This window comes from Bradyrhizobium sp. USDA 4354 (assembly GCF_054060315.1).
This window is the reverse complement of sequence record NZ_JBSSDC010000001.1, coordinates 5,938,632-5,953,113: the sequence shown is the minus strand read 5'-3', so window position 1 is coordinate 5,953,113 and position 14,482 is coordinate 5,938,632. Positions and strand designations below refer to the sequence as shown.

Sequence of the window (14,482 nt, the reverse complement as noted above, 5' to 3'; positions counted from 1 at the left end):
GCCATGACCGCGCTTCGCATGCGTGCCCGCGATTTCCTGACCGATGATCAATTGGCCGACGTGCGCCAGCGCGTGACGTGGAAAGGCGCTGCGCTGATAGCGCACGCCTGGGCGCTGATCATTGCAGCCATCGCTCTGGTCGCGTGGTGGCCCAATCCGCTCACCTATATCTTCGCCGTCGCCATCATCGGCTCACGCCAGCTCGGCCTTGCGATCCTGATGCATGACGGTGCACATGGCTGCCTGTCTGCTGACGAGAAAACCAATCTGGCGCTGAGCCAGTGGTTCTGCGCCTATCCGCTGTTTGCGGAGACGCGCAGCTACCGGCGCTACCACCTTCAGCATCATGCGCGCACCCAGCAGGAGGACGATCCCGATCTCGTGCTGTCGGCGCCGTTTCCGATCACCAAGCGGAGCTATCGCCGCAAGTTCATTCGCGACATCACCGGGCAGACCGGCTACCAGCAGCGCAAGGCGCAGTTGCTCAACGCGCTCGGGCCAAAGGACTGGTCATGGCGGCGGCGTGCGGCGCATTTCTGGGAGAAGCTTGGCCCGCAATGTGCGGTCAATGCGATTATGTTTGTGGCGCTCGCCGCGGCCGGCGTGTGGTGGGCCTATCCGCTGCTCTGGCTGGTGCCGCTGCTGACCTGGATGATGGTCATCACCCGCATCCGCAACATCGCCGAGCACGCCGTTGTCCCCGATAGCAATGACCCCTTGCGCAACACCCGCACCACCCATGCCAATTTTCTCGAGCGCCTGTTCATCGCGCCGTACTACGTGAACTATCACCTCGAGCATCATCTCTTGTTCTACGTGCCTTGCTACAATCTGCCCAAGGTGCATCGCCTGCTGAGCGCCAGCCGGTACGCCGGCCGCATGGAAGTGCAGCCGAATTACGCGGCGGTGCTGCGGCTGGCCACGGCAAAGCCGAACCGCGAGGATCGGCCGGGGCAACTTGTCAACAGTGCGCGCCGCGCGCAGGCCGGTGCGGACGTCGATGCCAACCAGACTGCCGGCGGGTTCTAACGGCGCCTTCCCCGTTGAATGCTGGTCCAAGTTCCCGTCTCGGCTTGACAGTGCGGGCCCGGACGGTGTCTACGGCCCCCTTTGGAGCATGATCCGGAACCATGGCCCAAGGCCGTGCGTAATCGGCTGCCGGTTCTCGAGAGGGATCATGCCTGACAAGCAGGGAGCGCCGATGACGGCTGCATTCACATTTCCTGGGCAGGGTTCCCAGGCGGTCGGCATGGGCAAGGCCTTGGCTGACGCCTTTCCGGTGGCGCGCGCCGTGTTCGACGAGGTCGATGCCGCGCTTTCCGAGAAGCTGACGGCCACCATCTGGGAAGGTCCGGCCGAAACCCTCCAGCTCACCGAGAACGCCCAGCCGGCGCTGATGGCGGTGTCTATCGCCACCCTGCGCGTGCTCGAGGCCGAGGCTGGCTTTTCCGTGGGGCGAGACGCGGCCTTCGTTGCCGGTCACTCGCTTGGTGAATATTCGGCTTTGGCCGCGGCCGGCAGCCTGACGGTTTCGGATACCGCCCGTCTGCTTCGCACGCGCGGTCTCGCAATGCAAAAGGCCGTGCCGGTCGGCGCCGGCGCGATGGCCGCGCTGCTCGGTCTCGACTATGAGGCTGCCATGGAGGTCGCTGGCGAGGCGGCGCAGGGGCAGGTCTGCCAGGCCGCCAACGACAATGGCGGCGGGCAGGTGGTTGTTTCAGGCGACAAGGCTGCGGTCGATCGCGCCGTCGAGATTGCCAAGGCCAAGGGCGCCAAGCGCGCGATGCTGCTGCCGGTATCCGCGCCGTTCCATTGCAAGCTGATGCAGCCGGCCGCTGATGCCATGGCGGAGGCGCTCTCGAAGGTCACGATCAAGGCGCCGACGGCGCCGCTGGTGTCGAACGTGCTGGCGAGCGCCATCACCGATCCCGACGAGATCCGCCGCCGCCTGGTCGAGCAAGTCACCGGCACGGTGCGCTGGCGCGAGTCGGTCGCCTATATGGCGGGGCAGGGCGTCACCCGCTTCTTCGAGATCGGCGCCGGCAAGGTGCTGACGGGCCTCGTCAAGCGCATTGCGGACGGTGCTGTCGGCGTTGCGGTCGGCGGTCCCGGCGATATTGCCGCCGCCAAGGATGCACTGGCCGCTGCGAAGCAGGCCTAGAGGAGTACTCAATGTTCGATCTGACTGGCAAAAAGGCGCTCGTCACAGGCGCGACCGGAGGCATCGGCGGCGCGATCGCGCAGGCGCTGCACGCGCAGGGCGCCACCGTCGCGATATCGGGGACGCGGAAGGAGGTGCTGGACGAGCTTGCGGGCAAGCTCGGAGAGCGCGCCCATGTGCTGCCGTGCAATCTTTCCAAGGCCGATGAGGTCGAGGCGCTGGTGCCGGCTGCGGAAGCGGCGATGGGCCAGGTCGACATTCTCATCGCTAATGCCGGCATCACGCGCGACAATCTCTTTGTGCAACTCCGTGACGAGGACTGGGACGAGGTCATCAACGTCAATCTGACCGCGACCTTCCGCTTGGCGCGCGCCGCGACCAAGCTGATGATGCGCAAGCGCTTCGGCCGCATCATCGCCATTACCTCTGTGGTCGGTGTCACCGGCAATCCGGGGCAGGGCAACTATACTGCGTCGAAGGCGGGCCTGATCGGCATGATCAAGACGCTTGGCGCCGAATACGCCAAGCGTGGCGTCACCGCGAACTGCATCGCGCCCGGCTTCATCAATACCCCGATGACGGATGCGCTCAACGACAAGCAGCGCGAAACGATTCTGACCAAGGTTCCGGCCGCCCGCCTGGGGACGCCCGAGGACATCGCAGCGGCCGCCGTCTACCTGAGCTCGAACGAAGCATCCTATGTCACTGGGCAAACCATCCACGTCAACGGCGGCATGGCCATGATCTGACGCCTCGTGCCGCGGCGCCCGTCAGGGCGGTCCGGCATGCGGCAAACGGCCGTTTCCGGAGCGAAATGAGGCTTGTAGTCAAGGCAGTTGAAGTATGATAACCGGACCTTCAACGGATGGGCAAAGAACGCCATTGCAGGTTTTTGAAACCCTGTATATTGGCGATGCGGAGCCTTTGGCCGTCGTTCGCCGGGGCCTGCATCGGTTAGGATGGGCCAAATCAAAGTTCGTAAGCGAAGGCAGTCAAACGACCACGACGGCTCGTATCGTCCCGGGGGGTCGGGTCTACAGGGAACAACACGAGGTTAAGCAATGAGTGACATTGGCGAGCGGGTTAAGAAGATCGTGGTCGAACACCTTGGTGTTGAACCCGAGAAGGTTGTCGACAACGCGAGCTTCATCGACGACCTCGGCGCCGACAGTCTGGACACCGTCGAGCTGGTGATGGCGTTCGAAGAGGAATTCGGTTGCGAGATTCCGGACGACGCTGCGGAAACGATTCTCACCGTCGGCGACGCCACGAAGTTTCTCGAGAAGAACGCGAAGAGCTAAGGCTCTTCATTTTCGCGGGGATAACATTGAAACCGGACGGGCCGCTTCGCAGCGGTCAGCCGGTTTCTTGTTATTGGCCGTGAGTCTTTCGATGCGGAGTTTTCGGACATGAGGCGGGTTGTCGTCACTGGTCTCGGCATGGTCTCGCCGCTCGGCTGCGGCGTCGAACCGACCTGGAAACGCATCCTCAAGGGCGAAAGCGGCGCGCGCCGGATCGAGAGCTTCGACGTCTCCGATCTTCAGACAAAATACGCCTGCACCGTCGTGCGCGGCGACGGCACCAACGACACCTTCAATCCCGACAAGTGGATGGAGCCGAAAGACCAGCGCAAGGTCGACGACTTCATCATCTTCGGCATGGCTGCAGCCGGCCAGGCGCTCGACGATGCCAACTGGCATCCCGAGACTGAAGAGGACAAGTGTGCGACCGGCACCATGATAGGCTCCGGCATCGGCGGCCTCAACGGAATCGCCGAGACCGCGATCCTCTTGAAGGAGCGCGGACCGCGCCGGGTGTCACCGTTCTTCATTCCGGGCCGCCTGATCAATCTCGCCTCCGGCTACGTCTCGATCGCGCACGGGCTGAAGGGGCCGAACCATTCAGTGGTCACGGCCTGCTCGACCGGCGCGCATGCGGTCGGCGATGCCGCCCGCCTGATCGCGCTCGGCGATGCCGACGTGATGGTCGCAGGCGGCGCCGAGTCGCCGATCAGCCGCATCGGCATTGCCGGCTTCAACGCCGCGCGTGCGCTCTCGACCGGCTTCAACGAGACGCCCGAGAAGGCCTCGCGTCCCTATGACAAGGACCGCGACGGCTTCGTGATGGGCGAGGGCGCCGGCGTCCTCGTGCTGGAAGAGCTCGAGCACGCCAGGCGTCGCGGCACCAGGATCTATGCCGAGGTGATCGGCTACGGCCTCTCCGGCGACGCCTACCACATCACCTCGCCGTCGCCCGACGGCGATGGCGGTTTCCGCAGCATGTCGGCGGCGCTGAAGCGCGCCGGCCTTACGCCGTCCGATCTCGACTACATCAACGCGCACGGCACCTCGACGCCGCTCGGCGACGAGATCGAGCTCGGTGCGGTCGAGCGTCTGCTCGGCAATGCCGCCTCCAAGGTTGCGATGTCCTCGACCAAGTCGTCGACCGGCCATCTCCTCGGCGCGGCCGGTGCGATCGAAGCGATCTTCGCCATTCTCGCGATTCGCGATAATGTCGTGCCGCCGACGATCAATCTCGACAATCCGTCGGTCGAGACCGCGATCGATCTCGTGCCGCACAAGGCGAAGCAGCGTGAGGTCAACGTCGCATTGTCGAACTCTTTTGGTTTTGGCGGTACCAATGCGTCGGTGATCGTCCGGCGCCTGGCCAGTTAGTTTGTGTTTGAGACGAATCCACCGTTTTGCCGTATTCGGCGATAGTCATGGACGTGGGCGCGTGCAGTTTGGCAGGGCGAGCGATTGTCAGGCCGCGATTGAACCGGCAGGATTCAGGTTGTTTCGATGAGTGAAAGGCCGCCCATTTCACCCCGGAGTCCGCGGGCAGCGCTTGAGCCCGAGCAGCTCCCGCCGCCGCCCAAGCGATCGGACCGCGCGCGCCACCCCTTCGTGGTCGTCGGCAACGCCATTATCACCCTTCTGCTGATCGCCATGCTCGGCGCCGGCGGCGTGTATTATTACGGCCGGCAGGTGTTGGAAGCACCCGGGCCGCTTAGGGAAGACAAGATCGTCAACATCCCGCAGCGTGCGGGCAAGCGCGACATCGCCGAGACGCTGAACCGGGAAGGCGTGACCGACGTCAATCCCTGGGTGTTCATCGCCAGCGTCGCCGCGTTGAAGGCGAGCTCGGACCTCAAGCCGGGTGAGTATTCCTTCCAGAAGAACGCGTCGCTGCGTGACGTCATCGCCACCATCGTCGAGGGCAAGGTGGTGCAGCACGCGGTCACGATTCCGGAAGGCCTGACCTCCGAGCAGATCGTGGCGCGGCTGTCCGACAACGACATCTTCACCGGCAGCGTGCGCGAGTTGCCGCGCGAAGGTACGCTGTTGCCGGAGACCTACAAATTCCCGCGCGGTACCCTGCGCGAGCAGGTGGTCCAGCGCATGCAGCAGGCGCACAAGCGCGTGCTGGCCGAGATCTGGGAACGCCGCAATCAGGACATTCCGGTCAAGACGCCGGAGCAGCTGGTGACGCTGGCGTCCATCGTCGAGAAGGAAACCGGTAAGCCCGATGAGCGCAGCCGCGTCGCCGCGGTGTTCGTCAACCGCCTGAAGCAGAGGATCAAGCTGCAGTCCGATCCCACGATCATCTACGGCCTCGTCGGCGGCAAGGGCACGTTGGGCCGGCCGATCAAGCGCAGCGAGATCACGCAGCCCTCGCCCTACAACACCTACGTGATCGAGGGCCTGCCGCCGGGCCCGATCTCCAATCCGGGCCGCGCCTCGCTCGAGGCCGCCGCCAACCCGGCCCGCACCCGCGACCTCTATTTCGTCGCGGACGGCACCGGCGGGCACGCCTTCACCGAGACCTACGACGCGCACCAGAAGAACGTCGCGAAACTGCGCGCCATGGAAAAGCAGATCCAGAACGATACGGTCGAGCCGGCCGAGGACGCGCAGCCGCCGGCCGCCGCCGCGCCCGGACCTGCCGACACGCCGACTGCGACCACGCCGGCACGGCCCAATCAGCAGAAGAAGCCGCCGGCCGCGCGCCCGGCCAATCCCGCGCCGGCCCGGCAGGGCGCGGCGCAGTCCTCGCCGCCGGTGGTCCAGCGCTAGGTCCGCGCGCAGACCTGCCTGCGGACATTGCGGATTCCACTTTCCGGCAAAATAGTCTTAAGATTCGCGTGGCTTGATAGCCTCGCGAATCCCGTGTTCCTGGAGAATCTGAACTGATGGCGCTGTCGTCCATGACCGGCTTTGCCCGAAGCCACGGCGCGAGCGGGCCGTACACGTTCGAATGGGAATTGAAGTCGGTCAACGCCAAGGGCTTTGACCTCAGGGTGCGGCTGCCGCAGGGGTTTGACGAGCTCGAGGCCCATGCCAAGAAGCGCGCCGGCGAGCTGCTCTCGCGCGGCACCGTCTACGCCAATCTCAACGTCAAGCGTACTAACGCCGCCGCCACGGTGCGCATCAACGAGGACGTGCTCAACGCGGTGCTGAAGGCCGCCGCGCTGATTTCCGGCAAGGTCGACGCGGTGGCACCGAGCATCGACGGCCTGCTCGCCATCAAGGGCGTCGTCGAGGTCGCCGAGCCCGAGGGCGACGAGGAGGAGGACAAGGCCGCGCGCGCCGCTGCGGCCGAGGCCTTCGACAAGGCGCTCGCCGACCTCGTCGCGATGCGCAAGCGCGAGGGCACCTCGCTCGGCCAGATCCTGACCCAGCGCGTCGACGAGATCGAGCAGCTGTCGAAAAAGGCGGAAGCTGCGCCCGGCCGCAAGCCGGAGGCGATCAAGGCGAGGCTCACCGAGCAGATCGCAACCCTGCTCGACACCTCCGATCGTTTCGATTCCGACCGCCTGATGCAGGAGGCGATTCTGATCGCGACCAAGGCCGACATCCGCGAGGAGCTCGACCGCATCGCCTCGCATATCGCGCAGGCGCGCGAACTGATCGGCAAGGGCGGCCCGATCGGGCGCAAGCTCGATTTTCTGGCGCAGGAGTTTCACCGCGAGGTCAACACCTGCTGCTCGAAGTCGAACGACATCGAGCTGACCAACACGGGGCTGGCCATGAAGAACGTGGTCGAGCAATTCCGCGAGCAGGTCCAGAATCTGGAGTGATCGATGACGACGGGCGGTCACGGAACGGACGGTGTCGAGCGGCGCGGATTGATGTTCGTGCTGTCCTCGCCTTCGGGCGCGGGTAAGACGACGCTCTCGCGGATGTTGCTCGAGCGGGAGCCTGGCCTGAAGATGTCGGTGTCGGCGACCACGCGTGCGATGCGGCCGGGAGAGGTCGAGGGGCGCGACTATTTCTTCGTCAGCAAACGCAGATTCGAGACGATGGTGGAGCAGGGCGAACTGCTCGAATGGGCCACCGTGTTCGACAATCTCTACGGCACGCCGCGCGCTCCGGTGGAGGCGGCGCTGTCGGCCGGGCAGGACGTGCTGTTCGACATCGACTGGCAGGGCACGCAGCAACTGCACCAGAAGGCGAGCGTCGACGTGGTTCGCGTCTTCATCCTGCCGCCCTCGGCGGCCGATCTCGAGAAGCGCCTGCACTCGCGCGCGCAGGATTCCGACGAGGTCATCCGCAAGCGCATGAGCCGCGCCAGCCACGAGATGAGCCACTGGGCCGAGTACGACTACATCGTCATCAACCACGATGTAGGCCAGGCCTTCGCCGAGGTGCAGTCGATCCTGAAGGCCGAACGCCTCAAGCGCGAGCGGCGGATTGGCCTCGTAGGCTTTGTGCGAAGTTTGCAAGGTCAGCTTCAAGGTTAGGCCGCGACAGGCGGGGCCCTTCCTTCAGCAGCTGTTCCAGCACCGTCGTGATCCGTTCGATGTCGGCGGCATCGGCGTCACGACCTGCCGGCGCGTCATCGCGATCCTCGCCGATCTCGTTGGCGGCGAGCAGGGGCGCAGCAGCGACGGTCTCGAATTTCTTCTCGACCATCTTGATCCCGACCTTGTCGCTTCTGCTCTCGACAGGTTCTGCGGCCGGCGTGGCGGCACGTCGCCTGCGCGTGTCGATCAGATCGATCTCGCGGCCGATCGCGGCAAGTTTCGTCACTTGTCTTGTCGGTTGCAGACGTGCCGCATCGAAGTCGACGGGGCGCGGCGGCCGGGCGTCAGCCGGCTTTGAATCGAGCCAGGGCGCCCGGCTTCCGACCTGATTCTGCATCTCCCGATCGCCCCAATGTGCGTGACGGTCGGTGGACTGGCGGCGGACGCGCGCGCCGGCGAAGCGGTAGATGAGGCTGGCGAGGATTCCGGCGAGCGCGAGCGCGCCGCCGATCACGAGCAGCAGCATCTGGAACGAGCCGGTCGGCTTGTCAGTCGTGCTGTTGTCTGCCGCGGCGAGCGCCACGGGCGACGGGGATTTTGACGGCTTTGCGCTCGGCTGCGCGGCTGTCGCGACAGCGGTCGGTGCCGGCGGCGGCGCGGGTGGAGCGGACGCTGTGGAGACATCGGGCCAGGGCGCGGCGCCAGCGGGTTGCTGCGCGTTGCCGTCAGCGGCCTGGTCCCCGGATTGTTGTACCGGTGTCGCGGCGGCGGCTTGCGCAGGAGCGTTCGGCGTATTGGGGGCGGCGCCGCTCCGCGGCGTCAGATATTCGGCGCGCGCGTCCTGCACCGCGTGCTGCTGCGGCGCCGGCGCATCTGCGGTCGGTGTATCGCTCGCGGTCTGCGCGGTCTTCGCGCTGTCCTTGTCGCCGGCGGCGCGCAGATACCAGCATTTCCGCTTGGTCGTGCGATCGAGGCGGTAGTACCAGTGCTGCCCCTGCGGCGCGGCATCCTTCGGCGCTGCAAGGCAGTCGGGGGCCGCGGTGGCCGTGCTCGATGCGGTTGGCGCGTTCTGCGACACCGCGGCCAATGGCACGCCGGCAATGATGCTGGCGACGAGGGTCGAAATGAACTTTGCGGCGCGGTTGCCCATCCTGGTCTCCCGGTTACGCATGACGCAACTCTTAACCGCCCCTTTGTCATCAAAGACTTGGGTGGCAATGAGCCGCAAATCCGGAGAGGATGTGGCTTGAATCGGGCCTGCGCGGCGTTCGTTCCGCCGCCGGAGGGGACTCTTCAACGCCACGATCAAAGTTCCACGCCGCGACCTCAGCTGGTTGACACGATAATTAGTTTATACTAATCATTAGTCATAACTTATTATAGGCGAACAGGCTCGCATAGTGGCCATGGCTAAAGACAGCGCACAACTGGCTGCTCTCGGCGATCCGACCCGCAGGCGGATATTCGAGCTTGTGGGTGCACGGCCACGCACCGTCGCTGAGATCACGCGACAGCTGCCCGTGTCCCAGTCGGCCGTCTCACAGCATCTCAAGGTGCTGCGCGAATCTCGCCTGGTTCGTGCAGAGCCGAAGGGCGCCAGCAACGTCTATCACATCGACCCGGCGGGGCTCGGCCAGATGCGCGCGTGGCTCGACCGCTTCTGGAGCAACACGCTGGCAGCTTACAAATTAGCCGTCGAAAAACCACCGGAGGGATCCAAATGAACACACGTGTATCGGCTGCGCCCGTCAAACATTCCATCGTCGTCGAGGCGCCGATCGAGCGCGCGTTCAAGGTCTTCACCGAAGACTTCGGCAGCTTCAAGCCGCGCGAGCACAATTTGCTCGCCGTTCCCATCGCAGAGACCGTATTCGAGCCTCGGGTGGGCGGAAGCATCTACGATCGGGGGATCGACGGCAGCGAATGCCGCTGGGCGCGCGTGTTGGCGTTCGAACCGCCCAATCGAGTCCTCTTGAGCTGGGACATCAGCCCGCGCTGGCAAATCGAAACCGATCCCGCCAAGACGAGTGAATGGGAGGTCCGGTTCATTGCGGAGACACCAGGCCGGACCCGCTTGGAGTTGGAGCACCGTCACCTCGATCGGCATGGCGAGGGTTGGGAAGCCGTCCGCAGCGGCGTCGACAGTGATCAGGGTTGGCCGCTCTATCTGCGGCAGTTCGCCGAGCTGATTGCCGGCAAGGGTTGACGCGCTCTCTTCCAATGCCGCGCTCATGATGAGCTGCAGAGGCCCTGTCGAGCCTTGCTCCGATAGGGCCTGGAAACTTCTCACCTCCACAGCCGTTATCTCGCGGCTGAGGAGACGTCATGCCGGTCAAGGATCAGATCAAGAACTTCGCCAAGAAGCTGGTGGAGGACCAGCCCGATGCGGCAACGCTGCGGGCGCTGGTGCGGGCCCGCAAGCCGACTACCATGCACTTTCGCGACGATGGGATCGTGCCGAACAATCCGCGCTTCCCGGCGCTGCTCTATCGCGGGGCGGTGAAGCTGAACGGTCGGCGCTTTCCGCCCGAGGTCGTCATCGACACGCTGTTCGACACGAATGGCTGGGGCCGATCGTGGCGCGACACCGTGTACGACTTCGTCCACTATCACTCGCAGATCCATGAAGTGATGGGTGTGGTGCGCGGTGCGGCGAGGATCGAGTGCGGCGGGATCAAGGGCCGCATCCTGAACGTGAAAGCCGGCGATGTTCTGGTCCTGCCCGCGGGCACCGGCCACCGGCTGATCGAGTCCAGCCGGGACTTTCTGGTCGTCGGAGCCTACCCGCAGGACGGCACCTATGACGAGTGCACCGACACGCGCCAGCGTCCCGACGCGGTCAAGCGCATCGCCAAGGTCCGCAAGCCCAAGACGGATCCCGTGCTGGGGAGCGACGGGCCGCTGCTCGACGCGTGGCGGACAAAACCATCAAGGGCAGGGTAGCGCATCGTGCGCCCCGGCCAGATCGCACGTTCACGGTGAACGACGATAGGGAGGTGATGGGTTTCGCAAGGGCTCAACCCACCTACGGGACATGGGTGTCAATCTCCATGACCCCACGAGCCGCGAGCTTACCAGCGGTAACGCAGCGTGCCGGTGCCGCCATAGGTCTGCGTGCGATCGGCGAATGCGCCGTCGAATTTGGCCGACAGGGTGATGCCGCGGGCGAGGTGCAGATCGGCGCCGGTGGAGACGAGCGCGGTGTCTTTCGCGGGCGCCGCGCCGTTGACGACGAAGCTCGCCGCCGGCAGCGCCTGGAACACCGCTGACAGCGCGGGATCGCTGACGCAGTCATGCGCGAAGGCGAGGCGGCCGCGCAGCGTCAACGCGGTGCCGGGTGCAACCAGCATGGCGCGGTCGAAGCGGGCGCCGACTTCGCCGCGCGTGTCGGTCGCGCTGCGGGCGTTGTAGGCGAGACCAAAGCCGCCGCCGGTGAGATCGGTCTCGCTATAGGCCGGTGTGCGGAAGCTTTGCGCCTGCAGCGCCGCGTAAGGCGTGATGGCGACGAGTGGCGTCACGACGCGATAGCCGCCTTCGATGCGTCCGCCATAGCTCTGTGCATTGAAGCTGGCGGTGAGATGGTCGCCGAAGGCGGCGAAGCGGTCGGTCGACATCCAGTGGTTGGCCGCCGCCAGCGAGCCCGCGACATAGGCCGGCCCGGAGCGCACGGCCGCATAGACGCCGCCCTGGAAGGCGTCGCTCCTGCCGCCGCCGAGGCCTTGCGCGAGATCCCACCGGGTGCCGCCGCCGGCGAGTGCAAAGCCGATCACGGCATCGCGGGCCAGGTGGTAGTCGAGCCCCGCAGCGCCACCCGCGATTCGCGCGGTGAGATCGTTGCTGCCGATAGCTGCATCGCCACCGGTCTTGCTGGTGCCGCCGAAGCCGCTGGCCCACACGCTCCAGCGCGGCTCGAACGCGGGCTGAGCTTTGTCGAGCGGCGTCTTCGTCGCCCTGGCATAGGCGAGGGCGATGTCGTCCGGCAAGGTTGCGCGCTCCGGGGCGAAGCCGAACGCCTGATCTCCGGCGCCGCCCGCGACGTCGCGCCCGCCGCCGGATGGGTCGAGCATCAAGTCCAGGAACTGGCCCACGAACTGGAATGCGCCCTGCTGCGCGCCGGTCGCGGGTTCGCCGGACAGCTGCGACAGCGCGGTGCGCAGAGTGCTGCCCGTGAGGCCGAAGATTGCGGCGAAATTCGCCGGCAGCGCGCCACCATTGTTGAAGGCGTTGTTGAGCGCATCGGCGACGTTCTGCTGGTTCACGTTCAGTCCGGTGCCGGCGCCGAGCGCGGCCGAGAGATCGAGCAGGACGTCGGTCGGCGTGTAGCTCAGGCTGGCGGCGAAGTTCGTCGCGCTGACGCTTGCAAAGGTGGTGCCGCCGAGACCGCCGGTCGCGTGCAGGATGGTGGACTGCTTTGCGACCGTGCCGCCCGGAGCAACCGTCACCTGCACGCCGGCGCCGATGAGCGTCGCCGTGCCCGAGACATTGGCGTGCGTGGCCGACGCCGAGCCGACCTGCACGAGATAGAGCGCCCCTGACTGCATGGCGAGGCTGCCGGAAATGGTCAGCGCCGAGCCGGCCACGCTAGAGCCGGGCCTGAGCATGCCGCCGCTGTTCACGGTCACCGATCCGACCGTGCCGGTGCCGGACAGCGTGCCGCCACTGTTCACTGTGGGGCTCGACACGATCGAGCCGTTCACCGCAAGCGTGCCGCCGTTGATTGTGGTCGCGCCGGTGTAGGTGCTGGCGGCGGTGAGAATGGTGGTGCCCGCCTCGACAATGACTGAGCCCGTGTTGCCGAAGGTGCTCGAAATAACCGGCGCAAAGACGTAGTTCGAGGAGGTGTGATTGAACACGATGCTGCTGCCGATGCCGGCCCTGAACCTGACCTGCGCCGTGTTCAGCGTGCCGGGCGCAACAGCGGTCTGGCCGGACGCGGCGCCGATATTCAGCGTTCCCTTGGACAGGGGCCAATAGCCAACCGTCACGTTGGAAGCCGAGACGACGGCGCCATTGGCGATCGTCAGCACGCCGGTGCCGTCTTGGCCGACATCGAGATTGAGGGAGTTGGTCCAGGATGATCCGGCGCCGGTGACCGTTACTGTGCCGGTCGTGAAGAAATCGGCGCCGATAAGCCCGATCAAGCTGCTCACCGCGCCACCGCCCGAGATCGTCAGCGTGCCGGTGCCGGTCTGGCCGACATAGAGGATGCTGGAATTGGTCCAGGACGAACCGGCGTCGCTAATCGTCACGGTGCCGGTTGCGCCGGCATTGGCGCCGATAGCTCCGATTGCGTTGCTCACGACGCCACCGCTCGCGATCGTCAGTGTGCCAGTGCCGTCCTGGCCGACGGTCAGGTTGCCGGCATTGGTCCATGACGAGCCGGCACCGGTGACGGCCACGGTGCCGGTCGCGCCGGCATTGGTGCCGATCACCGCGCTCGTATTGCTGACCATGCCGCCATTGGCGACCGTCAGCGTGCCGGTGCCGGATTTGCCGACCGCAACCGTGCCGGCATGGGTCCAGGACGAGCCTGTGCCGGTGACGGTCACCGTGCCGGTCGCGCCGGAGTTGACGCCGATATATCCGTCGACACCGTTGCTCACGGTGCCCCCGTTGCTGACCATCAGCGTGCCGATGCCGGACTGGCCGACAAAGAGATTGCCGGCATCGGCCCAGGACGAACCGGCGCCGTCGACCGTCACGCTGCCGGTGGCGCCGGAATTGACGCCGATGAATCCGTCGGCGCCGTTGCTCACGATGCCGCCGTTCTGGACGGTCAGCGTCCCCGTGCCGGAATTGCCGACCCAGAGCGCGATGTGATTGGTCCAGGACGAGCCCGCGCCATCGACCGTCACGGTGCCGCTCGAGCCGGCACCGCGGCCGATATAGCCGGACTGGTCGCTCACCGCGCCGCCGTTCTGGATCGTCAGCGTGCCGGTGCCGGAATAGCCGACCGAGAGGTCGGCGGAGTTGCTCCAGGACGAGCCCGCGCCGTCAACCGTGACAGTGCCGGTCGAGCCGAGAAAGCGGCCGAGAGCACCGCCCGCATTGGACAGCGTTCCCCCGCTCCGGATGGTCAGGGCTCCCGTCGCGGACAAGCCGATGATGGCGCTCTGCGCGTGGGCGTTGCCGGACGAGATGATGGCGGCATTGGGCGAGGTGGCGTCGATGAACGCGTTGGTGGCGTTGGTCGGGACGCCGCTGGGGGTCCAGTTGCCGGCGGTGAACCAGTCCGGTGTTGCGCCGTTCCAGCTCTGCGCCTCCACTTGTGTCGTTGCCGCCCATGTCAATGTCGCGAGGGACAGCGCGAGCGCGGCCAATGACGGGATACTGCTTCGACCGCGTTTCGCGCTCCAGCTCAGAACCCACGCTCCTTGCGACATTCCCAGTGCCCCTCTTGGCCGGGCACCGAGCGTCGCAGACGACATCTCAACCAGCCTTCCACGGACGCGAAGCAATGCGGGCGGCTAGTCAGCCCGGTTGCGTCCCCCTCTCAGCAATGGAACCACCATCACTGCGGGTTGGAACTTGTCAATGATTCCTGCGGTAGCCGCCGGGAAATTTGGCTGACCAGG

General features: G+C 65.8%; 13 protein-coding genes. 11 read left to right on the top strand and 2 right to left on the bottom strand.

Annotated features, from left to right (window positions below; genetic code table 11):
• Nucleotides 1-3: 3 nt before the first annotated feature.
• The 8 genes from ACVIIV_RS27765 (at nt 4) to gmk (ending at nt 7,904) form a co-directional block, all read left to right on the top strand.
• Nucleotides 4-1,029 carry a fatty acid desaturase family protein gene (locus tag ACVIIV_RS27765; RefSeq protein ID WP_456746986.1) on the top strand — a complete coding sequence of 342 codons (1,026 nt, stop codon included), beginning with the start codon at nt 4-6 and terminating at the stop codon, nt 1,027-1,029.
• A gap of 172 nt (nt 1,030-1,201) precedes the next feature.
• Nucleotides 1,202-2,161, top strand: coding sequence for an ACP S-malonyltransferase (gene fabD / locus ACVIIV_RS27760; RefSeq protein ID WP_456748846.1), 960 nt, complete (start codon nt 1,202-1,204; stop codon nt 2,159-2,161).
• Between the two features lie 11 nt (nt 2,162-2,172).
• Nucleotides 2,173-2,910 carry a 3-oxoacyl-[acyl-carrier-protein] reductase gene (gene fabG / locus ACVIIV_RS27755; protein ID WP_456746985.1) on the top strand — a complete coding sequence of 246 codons (738 nt, stop codon included), beginning with the start codon at nt 2,173-2,175 and terminating at the stop codon, nt 2,908-2,910.
• Nucleotides 2,911-3,222: 312 nt separating this feature from the next.
• Nucleotides 3,223-3,462, top strand: coding sequence for an acyl carrier protein (locus ACVIIV_RS27750; RefSeq protein ID WP_008551805.1), 240 nt, complete (start codon nt 3,223-3,225; stop codon nt 3,460-3,462).
• A 108-nt stretch (nt 3,463-3,570) separates the two neighbouring features.
• Nucleotides 3,571-4,836 carry a beta-ketoacyl-ACP synthase II gene (gene fabF, locus ACVIIV_RS27745; RefSeq protein WP_456746984.1) on the top strand — a complete coding sequence of 422 codons (1,266 nt, stop codon included), beginning with the start codon at nt 3,571-3,573 and terminating at the stop codon, nt 4,834-4,836.
• 126 nt (nt 4,837-4,962) lie between these two features.
• Nucleotides 4,963-6,237: an endolytic transglycosylase MltG gene (gene mltG, locus ACVIIV_RS27740; protein ID WP_456746983.1), complete on the top strand. Its 1,275-nt coding sequence runs from the start codon at nt 4,963-4,965 to the stop codon at nt 6,235-6,237.
• Nucleotides 6,238-6,353: 116 nt separating this feature from the next.
• Entirely contained in the window at nt 6,354-7,241 is an 888-nt protein-coding gene (locus tag ACVIIV_RS27735; RefSeq protein ID WP_456746982.1) for a YicC/YloC family endoribonuclease, read from the top strand.
• Nucleotides 7,242-7,244: 3 nt separating this feature from the next.
• Nucleotides 7,245-7,904: a guanylate kinase gene (gene gmk, locus ACVIIV_RS27730; RefSeq protein WP_456746981.1), complete on the top strand. Its 660-nt coding sequence runs from the start codon at nt 7,245-7,247 to the stop codon at nt 7,902-7,904.
• On the opposite strand, the gene ACVIIV_RS27725 is transcribed toward gmk, so the two are convergent.
• A complete protein-coding gene (locus ACVIIV_RS27725; RefSeq protein WP_456746980.1) occupies nt 7,837-9,078 on the bottom strand; it encodes a hypothetical protein in 1,242 nt (413 codons plus the stop codon). The two genes, gmk and ACVIIV_RS27725, sit on opposite strands and share 68 nt — an antisense overlap.
• 235 nt (nt 9,079-9,313) lie before the next feature.
• Here ACVIIV_RS27725 and ACVIIV_RS27720 point away from each other — a divergent pair, with 235 nt between their 5' ends.
• The 3 genes from ACVIIV_RS27720 (at nt 9,314) to ACVIIV_RS27710 (ending at nt 10,850) form a co-directional block, all read left to right on the top strand.
• Complete coding sequence (locus ACVIIV_RS27720; RefSeq protein WP_456746979.1) at nt 9,314-9,631, top strand: ArsR/SmtB family transcription factor; 318 nt, start codon at nt 9,314-9,316, stop codon at nt 9,629-9,631.
• A complete protein-coding gene (locus ACVIIV_RS27715; protein WP_456746978.1) occupies nt 9,628-10,113 on the top strand; it encodes an SRPBCC family protein in 486 nt (161 codons plus the stop codon). The genes ACVIIV_RS27720 and ACVIIV_RS27715 overlap by 4 nt, the downstream gene beginning before the upstream one ends.
• Nucleotides 10,114-10,232: 119 nt before the next feature.
• Complete coding sequence (locus ACVIIV_RS27710; protein WP_456746977.1) at nt 10,233-10,850, top strand: cupin; 618 nt, start codon at nt 10,233-10,235, stop codon at nt 10,848-10,850.
• A gap of 128 nt (nt 10,851-10,978) precedes the next feature.
• Here ACVIIV_RS27710 and ACVIIV_RS27705 read toward each other — a convergent pair whose 3' ends face one another.
• Nucleotides 10,979-14,290 (bottom strand): autotransporter domain-containing protein, encoded by a 3,312-nt coding sequence (locus ACVIIV_RS27705; protein WP_456746976.1) that lies wholly within the window; start codon nt 14,288-14,290, stop codon nt 10,979-10,981.
• Nucleotides 14,291-14,482 lie beyond the last annotated feature (192 nt).

Coding starts and splice junctions, on each gene's coding strand:
- fabG (WP_456746985.1), top strand. CDS start 2,173: ATGTTCGATCTGACTGGCAAAAAGGCGCTCGTCACAGGCGCGACCGGA.
- ACVIIV_RS27705 (WP_456746976.1), bottom strand. CDS start 14,290: ATGTCGCAAGGAGCGTGGGTTCTGAGCTGGAGCGCGAAACGCGGTCGA.
- gmk (WP_456746981.1), top strand. CDS start 7,245: ATGACGACGGGCGGTCACGGAACGGACGGTGTCGAGCGGCGCGGATTG.
- ACVIIV_RS27750 (WP_008551805.1), top strand. CDS start 3,223: ATGAGTGACATTGGCGAGCGGGTTAAGAAGATCGTGGTCGAACACCTT.
- fabF (WP_456746984.1), top strand. CDS start 3,571: ATGAGGCGGGTTGTCGTCACTGGTCTCGGCATGGTCTCGCCGCTCGGC.
- ACVIIV_RS27725 (WP_456746980.1), bottom strand. CDS start 9,078: ATGCGTAACCGGGAGACCAGGATGGGCAACCGCGCCGCAAAGTTCATT.
- ACVIIV_RS27765 (WP_456746986.1), top strand. CDS start 4: ATGACCGCGCTTCGCATGCGTGCCCGCGATTTCCTGACCGATGATCAA.
- fabD (WP_456748846.1), top strand. CDS start 1,202: ATGACGGCTGCATTCACATTTCCTGGGCAGGGTTCCCAGGCGGTCGGC.
- mltG (WP_456746983.1), top strand. CDS start 4,963: ATGAGTGAAAGGCCGCCCATTTCACCCCGGAGTCCGCGGGCAGCGCTT.
- ACVIIV_RS27735 (WP_456746982.1), top strand. CDS start 6,354: ATGGCGCTGTCGTCCATGACCGGCTTTGCCCGAAGCCACGGCGCGAGC.
- ACVIIV_RS27715 (WP_456746978.1), top strand. CDS start 9,628: ATGAACACACGTGTATCGGCTGCGCCCGTCAAACATTCCATCGTCGTC.
- ACVIIV_RS27720 (WP_456746979.1), top strand. CDS start 9,314: ATGGCTAAAGACAGCGCACAACTGGCTGCTCTCGGCGATCCGACCCGC.
- ACVIIV_RS27710 (WP_456746977.1), top strand. CDS start 10,233: ATGCCGGTCAAGGATCAGATCAAGAACTTCGCCAAGAAGCTGGTGGAG.